This window comes from Methylobacter sp., from assembly GCF_030680395.1.
GTDB lineage: Bacteria > Pseudomonadota > Gammaproteobacteria > Methylococcales > Methylomonadaceae > Methylobacter_A.
This window is the reverse complement of record NZ_JAUXVR010000044.1, coordinates 1-24,006: the sequence shown is the minus strand read 5'-3', so window position 1 is coordinate 24,006 and position 24,006 is coordinate 1. Positions and strand designations below refer to the sequence as shown.

Genomic DNA, 24,006 nt, shown 5'->3' with positions numbered 1-24,006 from the left:
CATAGCTTTCAGCGCGGGATATACTGAAAATACGAGTTTGGCTCAATGGTGATTTCCTAGACTTCTACCCTTAGACAAAGAAGGTGACATGAATAAAACACCTTATCCGGATGACTGGCCTGATATAGATACCAAGCTCTACAATAGATCGGTCAAGTTGTTTAACGCCGTCAAAAACATGCTGAGCGTTAAGCTTGATCTGCACGCCGATCTACAGGTTTTGGAAGGCGATATCTTTTTATTCAACCATTTTTCCCGGTTTGAAACGTTTATACCCCAGTTTCTTATTTACGAGAAAACCGGGGCTTACAGTTGCGCGATTGCTTCCGGAGAGTTCTTTAAAGAAGACAATGTACTGTCGCGGTATTTAAAACATGTTGGTGTTTTTCCTCACAACCATGACCGTTTGTTTCCGTTACTGGCCGGGCAGATTTTGCGCGGTCGCAAGGTCATTATTTTTCCTGAAGGCGGCATGGTAAAAGACCGGCGGGTTATCGACAAACGCGGTCATTACAGCATTTACTCACGAGTCACCGGCAACCGCCGCAAGCTGCACACGGGGCCTGCGGTTTTGGGCCAGGGCGTGGAAACTTTTAAAGCGGCTATCCGTCATGCCCACAGCCAAAACGATGTTGCGCTGCTTCGGCAATGGAAAGATGTTTTACAAATCGACAGCATCGATCAGCTGATAGCGGTAGCGAATAAACCGACGCTGATGGTGCCGGCCAATATTACGTTTTATCCGATTCGTTCCTCCGAAAACCTGCTGTTTAAAAGCGTCGAGCTGTTTTCGAACGGTCTGAGTTTGCGTCAATCCGAGGAATTGTTGATTGAAGGCAACATTATGCTGAAGAATACCGACATGGATATCCGCATGGGTACTCCCGTTGATCCTTGTGCTGTATGGGGCTGGCGTAGCCGTTACCTGGTAAGCAAGATCGCCCCGGAAATTAACACCCTAGACGATGTTTTTACGCTGAATACCAGACCCCAGAACTGGAGGCAACGTTTGCTGGGCGCGTGTTTTACAAAAAATGCCCAAACTTCGCGCGACCAATATATGGAAGGTATTTATGCCAATGTCACTATCAATTTAAGCCATCTGGCGGCAACGCTGATTATGTACTGTATCGGTCAGGGGCGGATGTATATCGAGAAAGATAAGTTTTATAGTATTTTGTACGTCGCCATCAAGCACTTACAAAACAATACGGTGATTCATCTGCACCGGAGTTTGCTCAATCCCGATGATTATAGCGATCTGTTCAAAGCTGCTAACAAGCGTTTCGATTATTTCATGTGTGCTGCAAAAGAAGCCGGTCTCATCAAAGAAGATGAAAATAATTACCAATTTTTGTCCAAGCTGTGTGTCGAGTCCGACTTTGACAGCATTCGCCTGGAAAATCCGATTGCCGTTTACAACAATGAAGCGGCTCCGCTACATACCGTTCGAGATACCCTGATCAATGCCATAGCCGAATGTGCTCATGCCGATAAAGACAAATTGGCCGCCTGGCATTTTGAAGATGAATGCCGCACTTTGGCATGGGAAAAGCTGGCTTACTCAAAGCCTTTATTTGAAGATATTGGCCCGGATGAAGTCGCCGTTGCCGACCCTGCGCCTTTTTTTATCCAGCCGGAGCTTGCCAACGGCTTCGGCGTTTTACTGGTTCACGGCTTGCTTGCCAGTCCCGCTGAATTAAGAGCTTATGGCGAATATCTGGTTAAACAGGGTTACACGGTAATGGGTATCCGGCTGAAAGGTCACGGCACGTCGCCCTATGCGTTGCGCGACCAGAGCTGGCAAGATTGGTATGGTTGCGTGCAACGGGGCTTCAACATACTCAAGGTGCATTGTCCGCGTATTTTTGTTGCCGGTTTTTCCACGGGCGGCGCATTGGCGCTAAAACTGGCTACCGAACACTATCCTGAAATGATCGGTGTTATCGCCGTTTCGGTGCCGTTAAAATTCGTTAATCCCGCCTTTATGTTGGTGCCGTTATTACACGGCACCAACAAGCTGGTGGATTGGGTTTCGGCCTACGAAGGCGTAAAGCCTTTCATTGATAATGAACCGGAGCACCCTAACATTAACTACCGGAATACGCCGGTCAGGGCGCTTTATGAGCTGAGACTGTTAATTGCCCGGCTTGATGAGCTACTGCCGCAGATCAGCCTGCCTGTCCTGATTATGTATGGCGATGAGGACCCTATTGTTTCTCCCAAAGGTGCGCCGATTATTATGGATAAACTGGGTTCCAAGCATAAGAAAATACAACTCATTAAATCGAATCGCCACGGCATTTTAATGGAAAATATCGGTGGCACCTGGTCTGTGATTGATAACTTTTTAAATGAATTAAGCGTCTTACATAATAAAAATGGCACGTTTAATATTTTTAATTCACCACGAAGGCACGAAGAACACGAAGATTGACAGTATTGGAATCCCTCATTCCCATACGCCGCGTGGAAATGCAGTTTAGCCGCGCTTGGGGTTTACACGGAGCCCATGGGAATCAGGAAAATAGATGATTAAAGCTTTTTTCACCACATAAGGGTACGAAGTTTTTTTGGTTTTTCTTCGTGATCTTCGTGGTGGAAACAACAAATACGAGGACAGTAAAATGAAAAATGTAGTTATCGCAGGATATTGCAGATCGCCTTTCACTCCGGCGCAAAAAGGCCAATTGGCTAAAGTAAGACCGGATGATCTTGTCGCTCAGGTCATTCACGGCTTAATCAATGATACCGGGCTCGCCCCGACGGATATTGAAGATTTAATTTTAGGTTGCGCTTTCCCGGAAGGCGAGCAGGGCATGAATCTGGCGCGTTTAATCATTCATCTTGCCGAGCTGCCTGTTACCATAGCGGGCACAACCATTAACCGCTTCTGCGGCTCCTCAATGCAGGCCATACATAACGCGGCAGGCGCGATTCAAATGAACGCCGGTGAGGTATTTATCTGCGCCGGAGTCGAGTCCATGAGCCGGGTGCCGATGGGGGGCTTTAATTACCTGCCCAATCCAGACCTTTATAAAATTTATCCTCAAGCCTATATCGGCATGGGCGAAACGGCGGAAAATCTGGCCCTGAAGTATCATATCGACCGTCTGGCCCAGGATACTTTTGCGTTGGCCAGTCAGCAAAAAGCGGGAACAGCCCAGCAAAACGGTTTGTTTGCCACTGAGATCATCCCCATTAAACGAGCCGACGGCGAAACCGTTCAATACGACGGCTGTATTAGAGCCGCTTCGACGCTACAGGCGCTTGCCGAGCTGCAACCGGCCTTTCTTAAAAACGGCAGCGTTACTGCCGGAACTTCCTCGCCTTTAACCGACGGCGCGGCCGCCGTGCTAGTGTGTAGTGAGAAATATGCAGATGCACACGGTTTGCAAAAGCTTGCCCGCATCAAGGCCATCGCAGTATCCGGTTGCGCACCGGAAATCATGGGCATAGGGCCGGTCAGCGCCACCCATAAAGCCTTGCAACGGGCCGGTTTGACTTTGCAGGACATTGATATAGTCGAACTGAACGAAGCCTTTGCGGCGCAATCTTTGGCGGTATTAAAAGAGTTGCCGATTCCGCCGGAAAAGTTGAATCTGGACGGTGGCGCGATTGCTTTAGGCCATCCGTTGGGTGCGTCCGGTGCCAGAATTACCGGTAAAGCCGCCAGTCTGCTGAAACGGGAAAACAAGCAGTTTGCTCTCGCCACCCAATGTATCGGCGGCGGCCAGGGTATAGCGACTATTCTGGAGGCTATCTGATGAACATCAAAAAAGTCGCGGTGATTGGCGCGGGGGTTATGGGCGCCGGTATTGCCGCTCATATTGCCAATGCCGGTATCCCCGTCTATTTATTGGATATAGTGCCTACCCGTCGACAAGACTCGGGGCAAACGGGTGCTGATAACCGGAACAGTATTGCCGAATCAGCCATTGCCAAGTTACTTAAAGCCGAGCCCGCAGCATTCATGCATAAAAACTATGCCCGTCTGGTTACTCCCGGCAACATTGAAGACCATCTTGAATGGGTGAAAGAAGTTGACTGGGTGATTGAAGCGGTGCTTGAAGACCCGGCCGTCAAGCAGGAGCTTTACCGGAAACTTGATAACATCTGCGGCCCCGATACCCTGGTTTCATCGAATACCTCTACATTGCCGTTGAAACTGCTGACCCGCGGCATGCCGGACAGCTTTAAGCAGCGCTTCATGATCACCCACTTTTTTAATCCGCCCCGCTATATGCGCCTGTTGGAATTGGTTTCAGGTATCGAGACCCGACCGGAACTGGTTGCGGTTGTCAGCCGTTTTGCTGACACTCATTTGGGTAAAGACAGCGTTACCTGCAAGGATACGCCGGGATTTATCGGTAACCGCATCGGTATTTACTGGCTGCAATGCGGCCTGCTGGAAGCGATCAAACTGGGCTTAACCGTGGAGCAGGCCGATGCGGCGATGTCGACGCCGTTCGGCATACCCAAAACCGGCATATTCGGCCTGCTGGACCTGGTCGGGCTCGATCTTATTCCGCATATTTTGGGTAGCATGAAACTGGCCTTACCCAAGGAAGACGCATTTCATCAGGTTAATTATCTGCCCCCATTGGTTCAGAGCATGATAGCCGAAGGTTATACCGGCAGAAAAGGCAAGGGCGGTTTTTATCGTTTGAATGAAACAGGCGGAAAGCGCATCAAGGAATCCATTAACTTGCAAACCGGTGGTTATCAGCGTAGTGAAAAATTCGCCTTGCCGGATTTACCAAAAACGCAGGATGAGCTCGACAGCATGGATGCAGGAGGTACGACTCCAAGGATGGAGGAGGTAGAGCAACGCATGGAGCAGTTGCCGAGAGTAACGCAGGGAGCGCTTACCGAGAGGGCTTTTTTGTCTGGCGACGACGCAATCTGTCGATTTACCTGGCAGGTGTTGTCCGAGACCCTGGCGTATAGCGCCGGGCTGATTCCGGAGATTGCCGATAACATAGTCGCCGTGGATACCGCCATGCGCCTGGGTTTTAACTGGAAGTACGGGCCCTTCGAGCTGCTGGATCGGATCGGCGTGGATTGGTTCGTTGATCGATTGCTTGCGGAAAACCGTAAAGTGCCGCCATTGCTGGCAAAGCGTCACGGCCTGTACAAAATCGATTCCGGCAAACGTTGGTTTGTCGATTTATCCGGCAATTATCAGCCCGTCCGTCGAACCGACGGCATCCTGCTGCTGGCCGATATTAAATTGCGGGCTCCGGCGCTACTGGAAAACCCGTCGGCCAGCCTGTGGGATATTGGCGATGGCGTTGCCTGTCTGGAGTTTCACAGCAAAATGAATACGCTGGATATGGATAGTCTGGCAATGGTTCGGCAAAGCGTCGAAAAAGTCAAAAGCGATTTTTCCGCATTAATTATCCATAACGATGCCGATAATTTCTCAGCCGGAGCTAATTTAACCTTGCTGGTGCAAGCTATTCACAGCCAAGACTGGGCGGCGGTAGAGCGCTTGATAAAACAGGGGCAACAGACCTATCAGGCCTTGAAGTATGCGCCGTTTCCCGTGGTAGCTGCGCCTTCCGGGCTGGCTTTGGGCGGTGGCTGCGAAATTCTGCTGCATTGCGATGCCATTCAGGCTCATGCAGAACTTTATGTCGGTTTGGTCGAAGTGGGCGTGGGTCTGGTTCCGGGCTGGGGCGGTTGCAAGGAATATTTGCGCCGCTGGCTGGAATTTGCAAGACGTCCGGGCGGCCCGATGCCGGCCATAGCCCAGGCTTTTGAAACGATCGGTATGGCAAAGGTTTCCAAATCTGCGGCGGAAGCCAAGGAACTGCTGTTTTTATCGACTACCGACGCCATTACCATGAATAAAGACCGTTTGCTGGCAGACGCCAAAGCCAAAGCGTTACTGCTGACGCAAGGTTATACGCCGCCTAAACCTGCTGGTTTCCAGCTGCCGGGCGCCAGCGCCAGAGCTGGAATGGATGTGGCAATCAACAACTTGAAGTTGGTTGGCAAGATAACGGATTATGACGTGGAAATTTCGCAGCAACTGGCAGACGTGCTCAGCGGCGGTCTGTGCGACATCACCGAGCCGCTGACCGAAGACGATTTGTTAGATCTGGAACTGAACGCGTTTTTGCATTTGGTTCAGCAGCCAGGCACTTTGGCAAGGTTGGAGCATCTTTTAAAAACAGGTAAACCACTTCGTAATTAATCTCAAGGAACATCTCATGGCCTGGTTAATCGCATCATTCATTATCCTCGGTGTTTTGGCTTATGTCAGGGCATCTCTACGCTGGACTACGCTGGTTATGGTCGGATGGTTAGGGCTTTTTTCCTTGACGCAGGGAGGGAGTAACTTTGTGCTCTTGCTCTGGGTTGTTTTCGACGCTGTTTTTATCCCGCTCAATTTCCCGGCTATCCGCAAAAGATTATTCAGCAGCCTGATTTTCAAAATCATGAAACAGATGCTGCCGCAAATGTCGCAAACCGAACGCGAAGCATTGGAAGCGGGCAATACCTGGTGGGATGCCGAGCTGTTTTCCGGCGATCCCGATTGGAAAGTGCTGCTTGATTTGCCCGCCGCGAAACTGACCGCCGAAGAGCAGGTCTTCATTGACGGACCGGTCGAAACGTTATGCAGTATGCTGGATGACTGGGACATTACCCATAATCGCCGCGATCTGCCGGTCGAAGTATGGGACTACATCAAACAGCAGAAATTCTGCGGCATGATTATACCGAAGCATTACGGCGGCCTGGAGTTCGGCGAATACGCGCACTCCGAAATAGTGATGAAAATTTCCAGCCGCAGCAGCACCGCGGCCGTTACCGTGATGGTGCCCAATTCCCTCGGCCCCGCCAAATTACTGTTGGCATACGGCACCGAACAACAGAAAAACCATTATCTGCCGCGTCTGGCAACAGGCGAAGAAATTCCCGCCTTTGCATTAACCGGTCCCCATGCAGGCAGCGATGCCGGAGCGATGCCCGATACCGGCATTGTCTGCTACGGCAAATTCGAAGGCAATGACCAAGTGCTGGGCATACGGCTTAACTGGGAAAAGCGTTACATCACCTTGGGTCCGGTCGCCACAGTACTGGGTTTGGCATTCAAGCTTTACGACCCTGAACACCTGATCGGCGACAACGAAAACATCGGCATTACCGTCGCGCTGATTCCCACTAATACTGCCGGTATTTCAATCGGCACACGTCACTTTCCGCTGGATTCGGCCTTTCAAAACGGCCCGAACTGGGGCAAAGACGTGTTTATCCCGATGGACTGGATTATCGGCGGCAAAGAGCAGGTCGGCAATGGCTGGAAGATGCTGATGCAATGCTTGGCTACCGGTCGGGCGGTGTCGTTGCCTGCGCTCAGTACCGGCGCGGCAAAAATGGCCAGCCGCAATACCGGCGCTTATGCCCGTATCCGCAAGCAATTCAATCTGCCGATCGGCGAGTTTGAAGGCATTGAAGAGCCGCTGTCGCGCATCGCCGGTGAAACCTATGTTATCGATGCCGCGCGCACAGTGACTGCCGCAGCGTTAGATGACGGGCAAAAACCGTCGGTCATTTCCGCGATTATCAAGTACGAGCTGACCGAAAGAATGCGCCGGGTCATTAACGACGCGATGGACATACAAGGCGGTTCCGGGATTTGCCTGGGGCCTAAAAACTATCTTGGCCGGATCTACCAAGTGATTCCTGTCAGCATTACCGTCGAGGGCGCCAATATCCTGACCCGCACGATGATGATTTTCGGTCAGGGCGCGATACGTTGCCATCCTTACATCCAACGGGAAATGGAAGCTTTGGCTCAGGAAAATCCTGAATTGGCCTTGCAGCAGTTTGATGAAGTCCTGTTTGAACATATCGGTTCAGTGCTGCACAATCTGGCGGCAGGCTTTTGGCTGGGATTAACCGGCGCCCGTTTTATCGATGTGCCGGGCGATCAAAATACCCGGCGTTATTTCCGGCAGATTGCCAGGCTCAGCGTTGGCTTTGCACTGATCACAGATTTTGTGTTGCTGACGCTGGGCGGATCGCTTAAGCGCAAGGAACGAATCTCGGGGCGCTTTGCCGATGCCCTGAGTAATCTTTATCTGTGCTCCTGTGTGCTGAAACATTATCAGGATCAGGGTAGTCCCAAAGACGACTTACCGCTGCTGCATTGGGCCTGTCAGCAAACCCTGCATCGCGCCCATCAATCTCTGCTGGATATTTTTCATGCATTACCTGCGCGTAACCCGGCTACCGTATTAAGGGCTATTTTCCAGGTCTTGCCTAGGCGCACCCCGGCTTCTCTGCTCAGGTTTTTCCTTTTCCCCAGCGGCAAGTCCTACTCGCCGCCCGCCGATCATTTGATTCACCAGACTGCGGCTTTGCTGCTGAAAAATTCCCCGACCCGCGACCGCTTAACCCACGGTGTTTACATTAACCATAAGCCCGATGACGTCACCGGCAGAATCGAAGTCGCCTTCCAGGCAGTGCTTGACGCGATGCCCGTGGAAGCCAAAATCCATGCCGCGCAAAAGCAAAAACAGTTGCCGAAAAGCGCGATTCTCGATGTGCTGGATGCGGCGATAAGCAAGGCCGTTATCACTAAAAAAGAAGCCGAGTTGATAGTGACCGCTGAAAAAGCCCGGTTTGCAGCGATTAGCGTGGATGATTTTAGTCCCGAACAATTAAGCGGCGTTGGTGGTAAAATATAAAATAATCGGAATAATATTTAATTTATTAAATTGAATGACACTAAAGGGCGACCTCGGTCGCCCTTTATATTTTATTTTTCAGGAAGCATCTCAAATGAGCGTAAACGCATTGTTTTCAAAATCAAGGTTCACTATTGTATTGCTGTTTTTATTGATTAATTTAGGTACTTTTGCATTGCTCAGGGCAGCCTTGCTGATCAAGCAACTGGCCGACATTGACTCGCCCATTTACCAGATAGCGCTGGCTTTTCTTATCGGGCTAGTTCACGATCTGGCTTTTTTCAGTTATTTGCTAATCCCTTTTGTCCTGTATTTGCTGGTTCTACCCAACCGGATTTACCAAAGTAAAATTCATAAAATAATCGGCATTAGCGTATTTATTATCTGTCTATACGGCCTGTTTTTTATCGAGTTATCGGAATGGACTTTTTGGGATGAATTCGGAGTCCGGTTTAATTTTATTGCGGTTGATTACCTGATTTATACCCATGAAGTCGTTAGCAATATTATTGAATCCTATCCTTTAGGCTGGTTGTTATCGGGTATTTTAGTTATTACCGTAATTTGTTTTTTACTGGTAAGAAAAGCGTTATCGCATACGTTTAATGCTAATGAATCGTTTTTGTCGCGACTAAAAATTACCGGAGCCTTGCTGGTGCTGCCGATTATAAGCTACGCCGCCGTCGGTTCTACATGGTATCAATTTTCTAATAATACCTATCTTAATGAACTGGCCGCCAACGGCCCTTATCAGTTCTTTTCGGCTTTTAGAAACAATGAGATAGATTACCGGCATTTTTACAGGATGGGCGATGACCAACAGTTATCCGGGGTTATCAAAAAACAACTGAGTGCCGAGGATGCATCTGGGGATTTATATAACATCAAACGCATGATCAAACCGGCAGGCGAAGAAAAACGCCTGAATGTTATTTTGATTACCGTCGAAAGCTTAAGTGCCGATTTTTTAGCAACTTTCGGTAATAAAGAGAATATTACGCCGTATATGGATGCATGGTTTAAAGAGGGGTTATTGTTTACCAATTTCTACGCGACCGGTACCCGGACTATCAGGGGACTTGAATCCTTAACCTTATCCATCCCGCCCACACCCGGCCAAGCCATTGTCAAACGACCTGACAACGGTAACTTATTCAGCTTTGGCCGGGTTTTACAGCAAAAGGGCTACGATACCGCGTTTTTATACGGTGGCCGGGGCTACTTTGACAATATGAACGCATTTTATTCCGGCAACGGTTATCGCATCGTTGACCAAACCGATTTCATCCCGGAGGAAGTAACCTTTACCAACGCTTGGGGCGTTTCGGATGACATCATTTTTAACCGTACCCTAAAAGAAGCCGACAAGGATTTTCAAGACAACAAGCCGTTCTTCTTTCAGATCATGACCACCAGCAATCATCGGCCTTACACCTATCCTGAAGGAAAAATCGACCTGCCTTCAGGCAGCGGTCGGCAAGGCGCGGTTAAATATACCGATTTCGCGATACATCAATTTATTGAGCAGGCCAAAGCCAAACCCTGGTTTGATAACACTGTATTCGTGATGGTTGCAGACCACTGCGCCGGTAGCGCACGTAAAACCGAGCTGCCTGTCGATAAGTACCATATTCCGTTGTTTATCTATTCCCCTAAACATGTGCCGGTAATAAGAAATGACATCGTGTCCAGCCAGATTGATGTCGCCCCAACCGTGCTTGGTTTTTTAAACCTTAACTATGAAAGTCAGTTTTATGGGCGCGATATTATGCAGATGCATAAGGAGGAAGGCAGGGCATTGGTTAGTAATTACCAGAAACTGGGCCTGTTTAAAGACAATAAGTTGGTGTACTTGTCGCCCCAACAAAAAGTCGATGTGGTCGACGATCCTTTAGGTGCGCATACGCAGTTGGATATGAATGAGGCCGCCCCACTGGTCACGGAAAACATGGCTTATTATCAATCGGCTGATTACATTTGGTCGCATCGGCTGAGTCGGTATCAGTAATAACAGGAAAGTGCTATGGCACATAAATAAGCAAACGAAACTGTTTTTAAAGGATATAACCGGCTGATTGGACTGGATACCTAAAGTTGTACGAATAGAGGTCATCTGTCACAATAACGCCCATTTAGCGACTAACAAAAGGACAGCTCCATGGCTGAGATAACTGAAGTACCTAGCCCTTTTTGTGGTATCGGCACGGATGACCTGACCATTCAGGTTGACGGCATATCACTTAAGGTGGTTGAAAATGGCTGTGCGGTTAATTCGCCCGCTTTTGAACAGGCGATTACCGATACTTGTCCAAGAGTTGATGGCAAGGATGTCAGTCTGGATGTAGCCGTGGCAAGGGCGGCGGCGCTGTTAAAGAACACTAATCAACCGGTTATCGGCGGTTGCGCAACGGATGTCAACGGCATGCGAGCGTTGCTGGCCTTGGCTGATCGTAGCGGCGCGGTGGTCGATAATATGAATTTTACCGGCGCACGGAATAACTTTCTGGCCTTGCAGGATTCCGGCTGGATGAATACGACGCTGGCGGAAGTAAAAAACCGATGTGATTTGTTACTGGTGATCGGCATTGATCTGGAAGGTTTTTCGCCGCGCTTTTTTGAGCGTTATCTGTGGAATAAAGAATCCATGTTTATGGACGATACCGGCAAGCGTGAAGTTATCTATTTAGGGAAAGCGCCTTCAGGTAACGCCTCTACCTCGCCTGGCGGCCAGACAGCGTCGGTTTTTGAATGCGTAAACGAAGATTTACCGGATGTTGTTGCGGTGTTAAGAGCGCTGGTTAAAGGCAATCCGATTCGGGTCGATTCAGTCGGCGGTATTGCGGTTGCTGATTTACAGTGCATTGCCGATAAATTAAAAGCGGCGAGCTATAGCGTAGTAACCTGGGCGGCTGGCGCGTTGTCATACAGTCAGGCTGAATTGACGGTACAGACCATTTCTGAAATGGTTAAGGACATTAATGATCGGAATACCCGTAGCTCCGGCTTGCCGTTAGGCGGCAAAGAAGGTGATCAGACGGCTAATCAGGTTTGCGGATGGACCACCGGTTATCCGGCGCGCACCCGTTTTTCCAGCGGTTATCCTGAATATGATCCCTTTTTGAATGATGCCAATTTTTTGCTGGGCAATGGCGAGGCTGACGCTTTGGTTTGGGTGCAGGCATTTAATGCTAAAGCTGTGCCGCCGGTAACCGCTTTGCCTACTATTGTGGTGGGCCGATCCGGGATGACATTTGCAAAAGAACCGGATGTTTTTATTCCTGTCGGTACGCCGGGTATTGATCACGTCGGTCATGCTTATCGTATGGATAACGTGGTTGCGATACGACTGAAAAAATTACGTGAATCCGGCTTGCCCAGTACGTCTGACGTACTCAATGCCATTGATCAAGCTTTGTAGGAATATATATGTTGATTAAATTAACAGGTGGAGCTGTCTACGATCCTGCAAGTGGGGTTGATGGCGCGAAACAGGATATTTACATTCAGGACGGACGCATCGTCAACAAGCCCGCCGGTGACGTTCAAGTTGATAAAGAATACGACTTAAAAGGCAAGGTGGTGATGTCGGGCGCGATTGATATGCATACGCATATTGGTGGCGGTAAAGGCAATATCGCCAGAACTTTGTTGCCGGAAGATCATCGTGCCGATCCCGTTGCGCGCACCGATATTACCCGTTCCGGTTGCGGCCATGCGATGCCCAGTACTTTTGTGACCGGTTATCGTTACGCGGAAATGGGTTATACCGCCGGTTTTGAACCTGCGGTATTGCCGATTAACGCACGCCAGGCGCATATGGAAATGGCCGATATTCCGATTCTGGATAAAGGCGGTTATGTGTTGCTGGGCAGTGATGATTATTTGCTGCGCATGTTGACCGCCAAAAAAGATCAAAAAGCGATTAATGATTATGTCGCTTTTACCATGCAAGCCGCTAAAGCCATTGGCGTTAAAGTCGTTAACCCCGGCGGTATCAGTGCGTTCAAATTTAACCAGCGCAAATTGGAGCTGGATGAGCAAAACAGTCATTATGGTGTGACCCCGCGCGATATTCTGCGCGTATTGGCGACAGCGGTTAAAGAACTGGGCGTTACGCATCCCTTGCATGTACATGGCTGTAACCTGGGTGTGCCCGGCAACATGAATACCACGCTGGATACCATTCAGGGCATAGGCGGCTTGCCGATGCATTTGACCCATATTCAGTTTCATAGCTACGGTACGGAAGGGGATTTCAAGTTTTCCTCGGGTGCGGCGCAGATTGCCGAAGCCGTCAACAGAAACAAAAACATCACTATCGACGTTGGTCAGATTCTGTTTGGGCAAACCGTAACAGCGTCCGGCGACAATATGCGTCAGCATGCCAACCATAAACATGCCAGCCCGAATAAATGGGTGACGATGGATATTGAATGCGATGCCGGTTGTGGCGTTGTGCCGTTCAAATACAAGGACAAGAACTTTGTCAACGCGCTGCAATGGGCGATTGGTCTGGAAACGTTCTTGCTGGTCGATGATCCTTGGCGTATTTTCCTGACTACGGATCATCCTAACGGTGCGCCGTTTACCAGCTATCCGCATTTGATACGCTTGCTGATGGATAGAAGCTTCCGTAACGATGTGTTGTCCACGATACATCCCGAAGCGCAAAAAATGACGACGCTGGCATCGATTGAGCGTGAATACAGTTTGCAGGAAATTGCGATTATGACTCGCGCCGGTGCGGCCAGATTGATTGGCTTGCAGGATCGCGGCGGCTTGAGCGCCGGTAACTGGGCGGATATTACCGTTTATACCGACAATGTCGACCGGCAGCTTATGTTTGAAAAACCGGATTATGTGTTTAAGGACGGTGAACTGGTGGTGGTTGACGGTAAGGTCATTCATACCAAATGGGGTACGACTCATGTTGTTAAACCTGACTTTGACGCATCGCTGGAAAAAGATTTGCAAAAATATTTTGACCGGTTCATGACCATGAAACTCGGTAATTTTAAAATCAGTGATGATGAAATTACCGAGGATGGACGCGGCAGTTTGACGGTGCATCCGCTTAAAGGAGATGTGGCATGATCATTTGCAGCTTTATTGGTAATAAATAATGACTACATTAGCCTTTGATACTTACGCGTACATTCGTAAGCTGAAAGAGTCAGGTATAACCGAGGAACAGGCGAGGGCTCAAGTGGAAGCGCTAAGTTTGGCGCTTGAGCAGTTTCAATCTGAATTGCACTTGTCCGAATCTGCGACTAAACAGGATGTTAGAGAGTCTGAATTAATGCTGGAGTTAAAGATTGCTGAAACTAAAGCTGAACTGGTTCGCTGGATTGTGGGAGCTGGATTTTTACAAACGGCCTTGATCGCCGCATTATTAATTAAACTGAGCGCTGGAATATGATTATTAACGGTGTAGCAATAGACGCAACCTTTGCCGAAGCTTTCCCGATGAAAGCTACTCGCGCCATCATCACCGCACAAAATGAAAAATGGGCGATGATTTCAGCCCAAGCCATGACCGGCTTTGCCACGTCGGTGATTGCCTGTGGTTGTGAGGCTGGGATTGAGCGGGTTCTTGATCCTTCCGAAACCCCGGACGGTCGCCCCGGCGTGTCTATCATGATTTTTGCGATGGGCGGCAAAAGTTTGGCCAAGCAGCTGGAAACCAGGGCAGGGCAGTGCGTATTAACATCGCCGACTTCTGCCTTGTTTGCAGGAATTGATGGCGGTACACGCATAGCCTTGGGTAAAAACCTGCGTTATTTCGGCGACGGTTTTCAGGTGTCCAAGCTTATCGACGGCAAGCGTTATTGGCGCATTCCAGTGATGGATGGCGAGTTTTTAACAGAAGCGACTACCGGGCAAGTCGATGCAGTCGGTGGCGGCAACTTTTTAGTGTTGGCCGAATCCCAACCGCAAGCGTTAGCGGCCTGTGAAGCGGCGATTGAAGAAATGCGTAAAATTCCCAATGTGATCATGCCTTTTCCCGGCGGTGTGGTGCGTTCCGGTTCCAAGGTGGGTTCAAAATATGCGGCTTTGGGCGCATCAACCAATGACGCTTTCTGCCCGACGTTAAAAGGCATGACCAAAACCGATCTTTCGCTGGAGATTGAATCGGTCATGGAAATCGTAATCGACGGTTTAACCAAAGAAGACATTGATAAAGCCATGCGTGTTGGTATTCAGGCGGTCTGTGATTTAGGCGCTGCGAATGGCATCAAACGTATTAGTGCGGGTAATTACGGTGGTAAGCTGGGGCCGTTCCACTTTCACTTACAGGAGATTATGGCATGAGCGCTTTAACCTTTACGTTGAAACAAAGACCTGATCAACGCGTGGATATGTCGCCGTTGGTTTGTCAGAAGCTGGCTGATTTGGAGCTCACTGAAATTGGCGCGATTACCTTGCAAAATGGCAAGCGTAAAGTCAGGGTAGATGAATTATTCGGTATTACAGGTGCTGATGCGCAAAATATCGTGATAAAAAACAGCTTTGGCAAGCTCGATTTTATCGGTAAGGAACTGGATGGCGGGCGCATAACAGTCGAAGGCGATGCGGGGGCTTATCTTGGTTTGGGCATGCAATCAGGAGAGATTGAAGTGTCGGGTGATGTCGGTCTGTATGCGGCCTGCGAAATGAAGAAAGGTAAGCTGATCATTAACGGTAATGCCGGAGATTTTCTGGGTGCGGCCTTACCCGGCAACAAAATGGGTATGAAAGGCGGAACCATTCTGGTTAAAGGTAATGTGGGTGAGCGCGCCGGTGATCACATGCGTCGCGGCAATATCCTGATCGAGGGTAATGCCGGTGATTATTGCGGCTCCAGAATGACGGCGGGTACCATTGCGGTCATGGGGCAGACCGGCAGGTATTTAGGGTTTGCTATGCGTCGAGGTACGTTATTGTTATGGAATCAACCGCAGGCATCGGCAAGATTTAATGATTGCGGTGCGCATACTTTGGCGTTTTTGCCAATATTGTTCGCATCATTTAAAAAACTTGATTCCAAATTTGCAGACGGTTCTGCGGCGTTTAACCGGGTGCAGCGTTATGCCGGTGATATGTCGGAAATGGGCCGTGGCGAGGTTTTGGTTAAAGTAGGTTGATCACATAGTATTTAGGTTAGGGATAAACGAAAGCCTCAGTATAAAAGCTGGGGCTTTTTTATGGGTTCGTTAATGCATCTATCAATCTGTTTATTCAAGGTAGCATTCAAATAGAGTCATGGTAACAAGATTAACAACAACTAATCATAGTCGGGATGTTGCCGGGTTAAAGTACGTATACCCGGTGCTTTCCAGGCGAGCGGGCGGCTTGTCTATCGGTATTAATTTTAATACTAATAATGCCTGTAACTGGCGTTGCATTTATTGTCAGGTGCCTGATTTAAAAATCGGTGCGGCGCCTGACTTGGATTTTCAGTTATTGGAAGATGAGTTGAGGCTTTTTCTTGATGACGTGTTGAATGGAGATTTCTATGAACGTTTTCAGGTTGATGACGACAAACGGATCATTAAGGATATTGCTATTTCAGGCAATGGCGAGCCGACCAGCTTAAAAGACTTTGATAGGGCTGTGGCCTTGATTGGTCAGGTAGCGACGGAAGCAGGGGTTTTGCCTCAGAGTAATTTTGTGTTAATCACCAACGGTAGTTTGGTGCATCGACCTAGCGTCCAGGATGGCCTGAAAAAATTAAAGGAATATGGCGGAGAAGTATGGTTTAAGTTGGATAGCGCTACGGAAGAGGGTAGGGCTTTAATGAATAATGCAGGGCAAAGTTGCCAGGCGAGCGTGAACAATCTGCTATTTTGTGCAAAGCTGTGTCCGACAAAACTACAAACATGTTTATTGGATTACGATAAACAAGGCTTGTCCCTGAAAGAAAAAGACGCATTTCTTGATTTACTGAGGAGTATTAAAGCAAAGGGTTGTATGTTGAGAGGGGTGATGTTGTACACGATTGCGAGGCCGTCTCTTCAGCCGGAGTCGGGTCGACTGGAGAGATTACCGTTAGAGACACTGAATGTATTTGCTGATGAAATCAGGCTTTTGGGCTTTGAGGTTTTGGTGTGTTGGTGAGCGATGTGTTAGCCTTTTATATCCAATAGCGATCCAATGGTTTCTTTGTCGGCTTCAAGTAATTTAACAGCGGCAGAAGTTTCAAGTTCAGCTTCTTTTAGGCTGAGCACCGGTTTGATGATGTCACTGGATCTGAACTCTAAGCTGCCGACTTCATCATTTTGTACGGGCAGCCTAGCTATCACTTGAGCTGCATCCGCTGATTTATGTTGAGCAGTATTGATTAGATTGACTGCGCTGCTAGCTGGTGTGATATTCATTTAGTACCCCTTATTCATTGAATTGGCGTCAAGCTAATACTACATCGATATGGGGAATATGCAAAGATTGGATTGTGATTTTAAAACAGAAGTGCGAATAACAAAGCATTTTTTTAAACGATGAACGATTATATGCAAGTGGTCTTTTTGAATTTATAACTTGTTATGCTTGTATAATTATGGATATAATTACAAGTTCATTTAAAGTGCGAATGTGGCGGAATTGGTAGACGCGCTGGATTTAGGTTCCAGTAGGTTATCCTGTGAGAGTTCGAGTCTCTCCATTCGCACCACCCAATTCATAATTAAGAGTTAGCGATTCATCGTTAACTCTTCAGTTCTTTTGAGCCGTTTACCGGTATTCTATAAAAATTCTTATTTAAATTTATTTGAGGTAAAGAAATGCAAGTTTCTGTCGAAAAGACATCAGAATTAAGCAGAAAAATGACTGTTTGCGTGCCTGAAGAGGTTGTTCAGGAAAAAATGGCGGCACGTTTAAAGTCGTTAGCGCGCGAAGTTAAAGTTGATGGCTTTCGTCCGGGTAAAGTACCCCAGCATGTCATTAAGAAAATGTATGGAGATCGGGTTCGCGGTGAAATCGCGGGGGATTTGGTTGAAACTACTTATTTTGAAGCATTGAAGGAACAGGATTTAAGACCCGCCGGCTATCCGCATATTCATTCATCAGATGAAGCCGAAGGTTTCAAATATACCGCTGAGTTTGAGGTCTATCCTGAAATATCACTGGAAGGCGTTGAGCAAATTGAAGTGTCGCGTCCCGTTGCTACCGTTCAGGATGTTGATGTTGACGGCATGATTGAAAAGCTAAGGGCGCAAAAGAAAAGTTGGACTATTGTTGAGCGCGCATCTCAGGAACATGATCGGGTGACGATTAGTTTTTCAGGCGTTTCCGAAGGCGAAAACTTTACGGACGGAAAAGTAGAAAGCTATCAGGTTGAAATTGGCGCGAAACAAATGATTCCGGGCTTTGAAGAAAACCTGATTGGTCTCAATGCGGGTGCTAGTAAAACCTTTGAAGTGCCTTTTCCAGATGAATATGGCAATGAAAAGCTAGCGGGTAAAATGGCTGAGTTTGAGGTTGACGTCGTCAGTGTTGAAGAACCTGTGCTGCCGGAAATCGATGATGCTTTTATCAAGGCGTACGGTATTGACGGTTCGGTGGATGCGTTCCGTGATGATATCAAAAGTAATCTGGAAAGCGAGCTTGAACAGGCATTGCGTGGCAAGCTGAAAAACGCAGTGATGAATGCTTTATATGAAAAAGTTCAGATTGCCGTTCCAAATACATTGGTCGATCAGGAAGTCGAAAGTATGATGAAACCGTACATCGAAACTGCCAAAAGACAGAAAATGAAGCTGGAAGATTTGAAGCTGCCCAGAGATGCATTTGAAGAGCAGGCAAAGCGTCGTGTGGCGTTGGGCTTGATCTTAAGTGAAATTATTCATAAAAACGATATTAAAGTGGATGATAATAAAGTACGCTCTACTATTGAAGACATGGCGAAAAGCTACGAACGCCCTGGAGACGTTGTTGAGTGGTATTATTCCGACGATAGCCGATTGAACGATGTTCGGCAGATGGTTCTGGAAAACCAAACTATCGACTGGCTGGTTACGCGAGCAAAAGTGTCTGATGAAGCTATAAATTTTACTGATGCGATGAGCAAACAAGGGTAAGGAGTTTAGATGTATAACCAGTACGCAAGAAATCAAATGATGGCGCCGGAAGCGGCAGGTGGTTTGGTCCCTATCGTGATTGAGCAAACTGCTCGGGGTGAGCGCTCTTTCGATATTTATTCAAGATTATTAAAGGAACGGGTGATTTTTCTGGTAGGGCAGGTCGAAGATTACTCGGCTAATTTGATTGTTGCCCAGTTGCTTTTTCTGGAGTCGGAAAATCCTGATAAAGATATTCATTTGTATATCAATTCGCCCGGCGGTTCAGTAACGGCAGGTATGTCAATTTATGACACCATGCAGTTTATTAAGCCTGATGTCAGTACCATGTGTATTGGCCAGGCTGCCAGTATGGGGGCATTGCTGCTGACTGGCGGAGCAAAAGGTAAGCGCTATTGTTTGCCTCACTCAAGAATGATGATTCATCAGCCATTGGGCGGTTATCAGGGGCAGGCTTCTGATATTGATATTCATGCCAGAGAAATTCTGTTAATCAGAGAAAAACTGAATAAAATTCTTTCCGATCATACAGGTCAGCCGATAGAAAAGGTTCAGCAAGACACTGACAGAGATAACTTCTTAAGTGCAAATGATGCTGTTAGCTATGGTCTTATTGATCAGGTGCTGTTGAGTCGAACAACTGTTGCTGATAAATAACGGTTGGTATTTTTTTGTATTTCGATATATTCTTTGCTCAATCGAAAGTGAAAACATCATCTCTGGATGTTTGCGGGAGTCCAATTTATGAGTAATGACAAAAACAGCAAAGATGACGATAAACTGCTTTATTGTTCTTTTTGCGGTAAAAGTCAGCATGAGGTCAGAAAGCTTATTGCAGGGCCGTCAGTTTATGTCTGTGATGAATGCGTAGATCTTTGTAATGATATTATAAAAGACGAATTACAGGATGATTCTTCTTCTTTTGGTGGCGGTGAGTTGCCCAAGCCGAAAGAGATAAAAGAGGAACTTGATAGCTATGTTATCGGGCAGGAAAATGCAAAAAAGATTTTGGCGGTGGCTGTTTATAATCACTATAAACGCCTGCGAAGTAAATCTAAAAAAGATACGGTTGAATTAGCCAAAAGTAATATTTTGTTGATCGGACCTACCGGATCAGGGAAAACCTTGCTGGCTGAGACCTTGGCTCGCTTGCTGGATGTGCCTTTTACCATCGCTGATGCAACTACGCTGACAGAAGCTGGTTATGTGGGGGAGGATGTAGAAAATATCATTCAGAAAATTCTACAAAAATGTGATTATGATGTAGAGAAGGCTGAAACCGGTATCGTTTATATCGACGAAATTGACAAGATCTCCAGAAAATCCGATAACCCGTCAATTACCCGTGATGTTTCGGGTGAAGGTGTTCAGCAGGCTTTATTGAAGCTGATTGAAGGGACTATTGCGTCAGTTCCTCCTCAAGGTGGACGCAAACATCCTCAGCAGGAGTTTTTGCAAGTTAATACGGCTAATATCTTGTTCATAGTCGGAGGTGCTTTTGCCGGTTTGGATCGGGTTATTAAGGATCGTTCGGAGAAAGGCGGGATCGGTTTCTCTGCCGAAATAAAAACCAAAGACGAATCCAAAAATATTGGGCAACTCTTTGCCGAAGTAGAGGCTGAAGACCTGATTAAATACGGATTGATTCCTGAGTTTGTTGGTCGTCTTCCGGTTATTGCCACATTGGAAGAGCTGGATGAGAAAGCATTGGTGCAGATATTGACCGAACCTAAAAATGCGTTGATTAAACAATATAAGCATTTGTTCGAGATGGAGGGTGCTGAGCTGGAATTTAGGGATGATTCATTAACTGCAATTGCCCGTAAAGCGATGGAAAGAAAAACAGGTGCGAGAGGGCTAAGAACAATTGTTGAAAATGTCCTGCTGAATACGATGTATGAATTGCCGTCTGCGGATAATATTTGCAAAGTTGTTATTGATGGTGGTGTTATTTTAGGTGAGTCAGAGCCTATTTTGGTTTATGAAACCGAAAAGAAAAAGGCTTCTGCTGAATCTTAAGTTTTAAAACCTATTGCTGGATGATAAAAAAGGGAGCTTTTATTTTTTAAAGCTCCCTTTTTTTTGTGTTGGGGATACTATTTTGAGTCGTCATCCTTGCTATTTTAATTAACGTCCCAATAATCTTCTTTTACAAGAAATAGTTAGAAGGTTCCATTTATGGAAACGCACAAAATGACAGAGTTACAACAAATAAATGTACTGATTCCGGTGTTGCCGCTCAGAGATGTAGTAGTTTATCCGCACATGGTAATTCCCTTGTTTGTCGGTCGGGAAAGGTCGATTGACGCTTTAGATGCAGCGATGAAAGACAACAAGCAGATTTTGTTGGTTGCGCAAAAAGAAGCGGAAGTTGATGAGCCGGATATTGTTGATCTTTATGAGGTAGGTACTCTGGCTAATATCCTGCAGTTGCTGAAATTGCCTGATGGAACAGTTAAGGTGTTGGTTGAAGGGATTCAGCGTAGCAAAGTGTTGCATTATAAAGAAACAGAAGGTTATTTTTCTGCTGCGGTAACGGAAGTTCACAATATTTCAAAGCTAACCGAGCAAGAGCAGGATGTATTGCAGCGGACGGTAATTAATTCGTTCGATCAATATGTTAAATTGAATAACAAGATCCCTCCGGAAGTCTTGAATTCGTTGTCAGGTATTGATGACCCAAGCCGACTTGCCGATACTATGGCGGCTCATATGACTTTAAAGGTCAATGAAAAACAGGGTATTCTTGAAACCGCAGATATTGAAAAGCGTCTTGAAAATTTAATGACGATAATGGAGGGAGAGGTTGACCTTCTGGAAATGGAAAAAAGAATTCGTGTGCGCGTTAAGCAGCAAATGGAGAAGAATCAAAGGGAATACTACCTGAATGAACAGATGAAGGCGATTCAAAAAGAACTGGGAGATATGGATGATGTACCCAATGAAATTGAAGAGTTGGCGAAGAAAATTGAAAACGCCGGAATGTCAAAAGAAGCCAGAACAAAAGCGGATGCAGAGCTTAATAAGCTTAAACAGATGTCGCCTATGTCAGCAGAGGCGACGGTGGTGCGCAATTATATTGACTGGATGGTCAATGTGCCTTGGAAGAAAAAAACCAAAGTGCGACATGATTTAAAGCTTGCTGAACAGGTTCTGGAGGCTGAGCATTATGGTCTGGATAAGGTTAAAGAGCGTATCCTTGAATATCTTGCTGTTCAGCAGCGGGTTAAGCAACTCAAAGGGCCGATTTTATGCCTGGTAGGTCCTCCGGGCGTAGGTAAAACCTCGCTGGGAGAGTCCATTGCCAGGGCAACCAATCGCAAATATGTGCGTATGGCCTTGGGTGGTGTGCGGGATGAGGCCGAAATTCGCGGACATCGTCGAACTTATATAGGCTCTATGCCGGGTAAGATTTTACAAAATTTGTCCAAAATTAAAACGCGCAATCCGATGTTTTTGCTTGATGAAATCGATAAGATGGCTGCTGATTTTCGAGGAGATCCTGCGTCGGCTTTATTAGAGGTGCTGGATCCCGAGCAGAACCATACTTTTTCGGATCATTATTTGGAGGTGGATTTTGATTTGTCTGATGTGATGTTTGTTGCGACGGCCAATACCATGAATATTCCTCCGGCGTTGCTGGATAGAATGGAAGTCATACGCATCGCCGGCTATACAGAAGATGAAAAAATCAATATCGCAATCCGGTATTTGATTCCAAAACAGGTTAAAAATAACGGTCTTAAAGAGCGGGAAATTCAGATCACTGAAGAAGCTGTCAGAGATATGATTCGTTATTACTCTCGAGAGGCGGGGGTTCGAAGTCTTGAGCGGGAAATCTCGAAAATTTGCCGTAAAGTGGTTAAAGATTTGCTATTGAAACCGGAGAAAACCAAAGTCGTGGTTAATCCTGAAAATTTGGATAAGTATCTGGGAGTTAAACGTTTTCATTATGGTCTTGCAGAAGAGAAAGATCAGATTGGACAGGTTACCGGTTTGGCTTGGACCGAAGTGGGAGGCGAATTATTAACTATTGAAACGGCGGTAATCCCCGGAAAAGGCAAGCATTCGTCAACAGGTAAGCTCGGCGATGTTATGAAGGAGTCAATTGAAGCTGCGATGACGGTAGTCAGAAGTCGGTCGGAATTCTTGGGCATTGATAATGAGCTGTTCCAGAAGAATGATATCCATATCCATGTTCCTGAAGGAGCAACGCCAAAAGATGGCCCAAGTGCTGGCGTAGGGATGTGTACTGCTATTATCTCGGCCTTGACCAAAATACCTGTTCGAGCTTCTGTCGCCATGACGGGTGAGATTACTTTGCGAGGTGAGGTGTTGCCTATCGGAGGCTTAAAAGAAAAGCTTCTGGCGGCTCATCGCGGTGGCATAACAACGGTTTTAATTCCTGCCGAGAATGAAAAAGATCTGGCTGAGATACCGGAAAATATCAAGCAAAATCTGGAGATAAAGCCTGTTCATTGGATAGATGAAGTGTTGGAAGTCGCTTTGCAATATATGCCCATTCCTTTTGAAAAAATGGAAGCTGAAGAGCAAGGAAAAAATGAAACGGAAGCGGTTAAAGTAATAAAACAGGGTTTAACTGCGCATTAATTAATGTGTGGTTTTGTCGAGAAAGTTGGCAAAACCACAAAAATCATGGCTTGCAGGGTGGTTAGTGCTTGACACTGCGTAAGTGCAATTGTTATAAATACAGGTGTTTCTTGTGTCGTTGACGATGGGACGTAAGAATTATCACGCTGGTCTTCTAGAATATAACTTTAAAAATGACTTCCTAAGGGGGAATAATGAATAAATCGGAACTTATTGACGCTATAGCAGAGTCTGCTGAATTAACTAAAGTGGATGCGGGTCGTGCATTGGACGGCTTTATTAGCGCAGTTACAAAAGCATTGAGCGGTGGTGACTCAGTTGCTTTAGTTGGATTTGGAACATATGCCGTAAAAGAAAGAGCTGAGCGTAAAGGGCGTAATCCACAAACTGGAGCTGAGATTACTATTAAGGCTGCAAAAATTCCTTCATTTAAAGCTGGTAAATCTTTAAAAGATGCTGTAAACTAGGATTTCTTTAGTCGGGTGCTTAGCTCAGCCGGGAGAGCATCGCCCTTACAAGGCGAGGGTCGGGGGTTCGAACCCCTCAGCACCCACCAGACTTTGGAGTGGTAGTTCAGTTGGTTAGAATACCGGCCTGTCACGCCGGTGGTCGCGGGTTCGAGCCCCGTCCACTCCGCC

At 47.0% G+C, this 24,006-nt stretch carries 17 protein-coding genes and 3 tRNA genes; 19 read left to right on the top strand and 1 reads right to left on the bottom strand.

Translation table 11 applies throughout. The features are described 5' to 3' along the window. Positions 1 to 88: 88 nt before the first annotated feature. The 11 genes from Q8L79_RS17915 (at position 89) to Q8L79_RS17865 (ending at position 16,799) form a co-directional block, all read left to right on the top strand. Complete coding sequence (locus Q8L79_RS17915; protein ID WP_305274010.1) at positions 89 to 2,437, top strand: alpha/beta fold hydrolase; 2,349 nt, start codon at positions 89 to 91, stop codon at positions 2,435 to 2,437. Between the two features lie 190 nt (positions 2,438 to 2,627). Continuing rightward, entirely contained in the window at positions 2,628 to 3,767 is a 1,140-nt protein-coding gene (locus Q8L79_RS17910) for a thiolase family protein (protein ID WP_305274008.1), read from the top strand. Then, the gene (locus Q8L79_RS17905) at positions 3,767 to 6,202 is read left to right on the top strand and encodes a 3-hydroxyacyl-CoA dehydrogenase/enoyl-CoA hydratase family protein (RefSeq protein WP_305274006.1); all 2,436 of its coding nucleotides are present in this window, start codon (positions 3,767 to 3,769) and stop codon (positions 6,200 to 6,202) included. The genes Q8L79_RS17910 and Q8L79_RS17905 overlap by 1 nt, the downstream gene beginning before the upstream one ends. A gap of 16 nt (positions 6,203 to 6,218) precedes the next feature. Next, positions 6,219 to 8,702: an acyl-CoA dehydrogenase gene (locus Q8L79_RS17900; RefSeq protein ID WP_305274004.1), complete on the top strand. Its 2,484-nt coding sequence runs from the start codon at positions 6,219 to 6,221 to the stop codon at positions 8,700 to 8,702. Positions 8,703 to 8,796: 94 nt separating this feature from the next. Beyond that, the gene (locus Q8L79_RS17895) at positions 8,797 to 10,710 is read left to right on the top strand and encodes an LTA synthase family protein (RefSeq protein ID WP_305274003.1); all 1,914 of its coding nucleotides are present in this window, start codon (positions 8,797 to 8,799) and stop codon (positions 10,708 to 10,710) included. Positions 10,711 to 10,860: 150 nt separating this feature from the next. Then, complete coding sequence (locus Q8L79_RS17890) at positions 10,861 to 12,120, top strand: formylmethanofuran dehydrogenase subunit B (protein ID WP_305274001.1); 1,260 nt, start codon at positions 10,861 to 10,863, stop codon at positions 12,118 to 12,120. An 8-nt stretch (positions 12,121 to 12,128) separates the two neighbouring features. Then, positions 12,129 to 13,796, top strand: a complete 1,668-nt coding sequence (locus Q8L79_RS17885) for a formylmethanofuran dehydrogenase subunit A (protein ID WP_305273999.1) — start codon at positions 12,129 to 12,131, stop codon at positions 13,794 to 13,796. A 28-nt stretch (positions 13,797 to 13,824) separates the two neighbouring features. Then, the gene (locus tag Q8L79_RS17880) at positions 13,825 to 14,121 is read left to right on the top strand and encodes a DUF1640 domain-containing protein (RefSeq protein ID WP_305273997.1); all 297 of its coding nucleotides are present in this window, start codon (positions 13,825 to 13,827) and stop codon (positions 14,119 to 14,121) included. Further along, positions 14,118 to 15,014, top strand: coding sequence for a formylmethanofuran--tetrahydromethanopterin N-formyltransferase (fhcD, locus tag Q8L79_RS17875; RefSeq protein ID WP_305273995.1), 897 nt, complete (start codon positions 14,118 to 14,120; stop codon positions 15,012 to 15,014). Before Q8L79_RS17880 ends, fhcD begins: the two co-directional genes overlap by 4 nt. Further along, a complete protein-coding gene (locus Q8L79_RS17870; RefSeq protein WP_305273993.1) occupies positions 15,011 to 15,826 on the top strand; it encodes a formylmethanofuran dehydrogenase subunit C in 816 nt (271 codons plus the stop codon). The genes fhcD and Q8L79_RS17870 overlap by 4 nt, the downstream gene beginning before the upstream one ends. 118 nt (positions 15,827 to 15,944) lie before the next feature. Beyond that, positions 15,945 to 16,799, top strand: a complete 855-nt coding sequence (locus tag Q8L79_RS17865) for a radical SAM protein (protein ID WP_305273991.1) — start codon at positions 15,945 to 15,947, stop codon at positions 16,797 to 16,799. Between the two features lie 8 nt (positions 16,800 to 16,807). On the opposite strand, the gene Q8L79_RS17860 is transcribed toward Q8L79_RS17865, so the two are convergent. After that, complete coding sequence (locus Q8L79_RS17860) at positions 16,808 to 17,059, bottom strand: hypothetical protein (protein WP_305273989.1); 252 nt, start codon at positions 17,057 to 17,059, stop codon at positions 16,808 to 16,810. 208 nt (positions 17,060 to 17,267) lie between these two features. On the opposite strand from Q8L79_RS17860, the gene Q8L79_RS17855 reads away from it, so the two are divergent. The 8 genes from Q8L79_RS17855 to Q8L79_RS17820 all read left to right on the top strand — a co-directional run bounded on the left by Q8L79_RS17855 (position 17,268) and on the right by Q8L79_RS17820 (position 24,004). Further along, a tRNA-Leu gene (locus Q8L79_RS17855) sits at positions 17,268 to 17,352 on the top strand. A 109-nt stretch (positions 17,353 to 17,461) separates the two neighbouring features. Next, positions 17,462 to 18,757, top strand: coding sequence for a trigger factor (tig, locus tag Q8L79_RS17850; protein ID WP_305273987.1), 1,296 nt, complete (start codon positions 17,462 to 17,464; stop codon positions 18,755 to 18,757). Between the two features lie 9 nt (positions 18,758 to 18,766). Then, complete coding sequence (gene clpP, locus Q8L79_RS17845; RefSeq protein ID WP_305273985.1) at positions 18,767 to 19,414, top strand: ATP-dependent Clp endopeptidase proteolytic subunit ClpP; 648 nt, start codon at positions 18,767 to 18,769, stop codon at positions 19,412 to 19,414. An 87-nt stretch (positions 19,415 to 19,501) separates the two neighbouring features. Next, the gene (gene clpX / locus Q8L79_RS17840) at positions 19,502 to 20,776 is read left to right on the top strand and encodes an ATP-dependent Clp protease ATP-binding subunit ClpX (protein ID WP_305273983.1); all 1,275 of its coding nucleotides are present in this window, start codon (positions 19,502 to 19,504) and stop codon (positions 20,774 to 20,776) included. A 174-nt stretch (positions 20,777 to 20,950) separates the two neighbouring features. Next, positions 20,951 to 23,368, top strand: a complete 2,418-nt coding sequence (gene lon, locus Q8L79_RS17835) for an endopeptidase La (RefSeq protein ID WP_305273981.1) — start codon at positions 20,951 to 20,953, stop codon at positions 23,366 to 23,368. 194 nt (positions 23,369 to 23,562) lie between these two features. After that, positions 23,563 to 23,835: an HU family DNA-binding protein gene (locus tag Q8L79_RS17830; protein WP_305273979.1), complete on the top strand. Its 273-nt coding sequence runs from the start codon at positions 23,563 to 23,565 to the stop codon at positions 23,833 to 23,835. A 13-nt stretch (positions 23,836 to 23,848) separates the two neighbouring features. Then, positions 23,849 to 23,924 (top strand) — tRNA-Val (locus Q8L79_RS17825). 6 nt (positions 23,925 to 23,930) lie between these two features. Continuing rightward, positions 23,931 to 24,004 (top strand) — tRNA-Asp (locus Q8L79_RS17820). Positions 24,005 to 24,006: the final 2 nt, after the last annotated feature.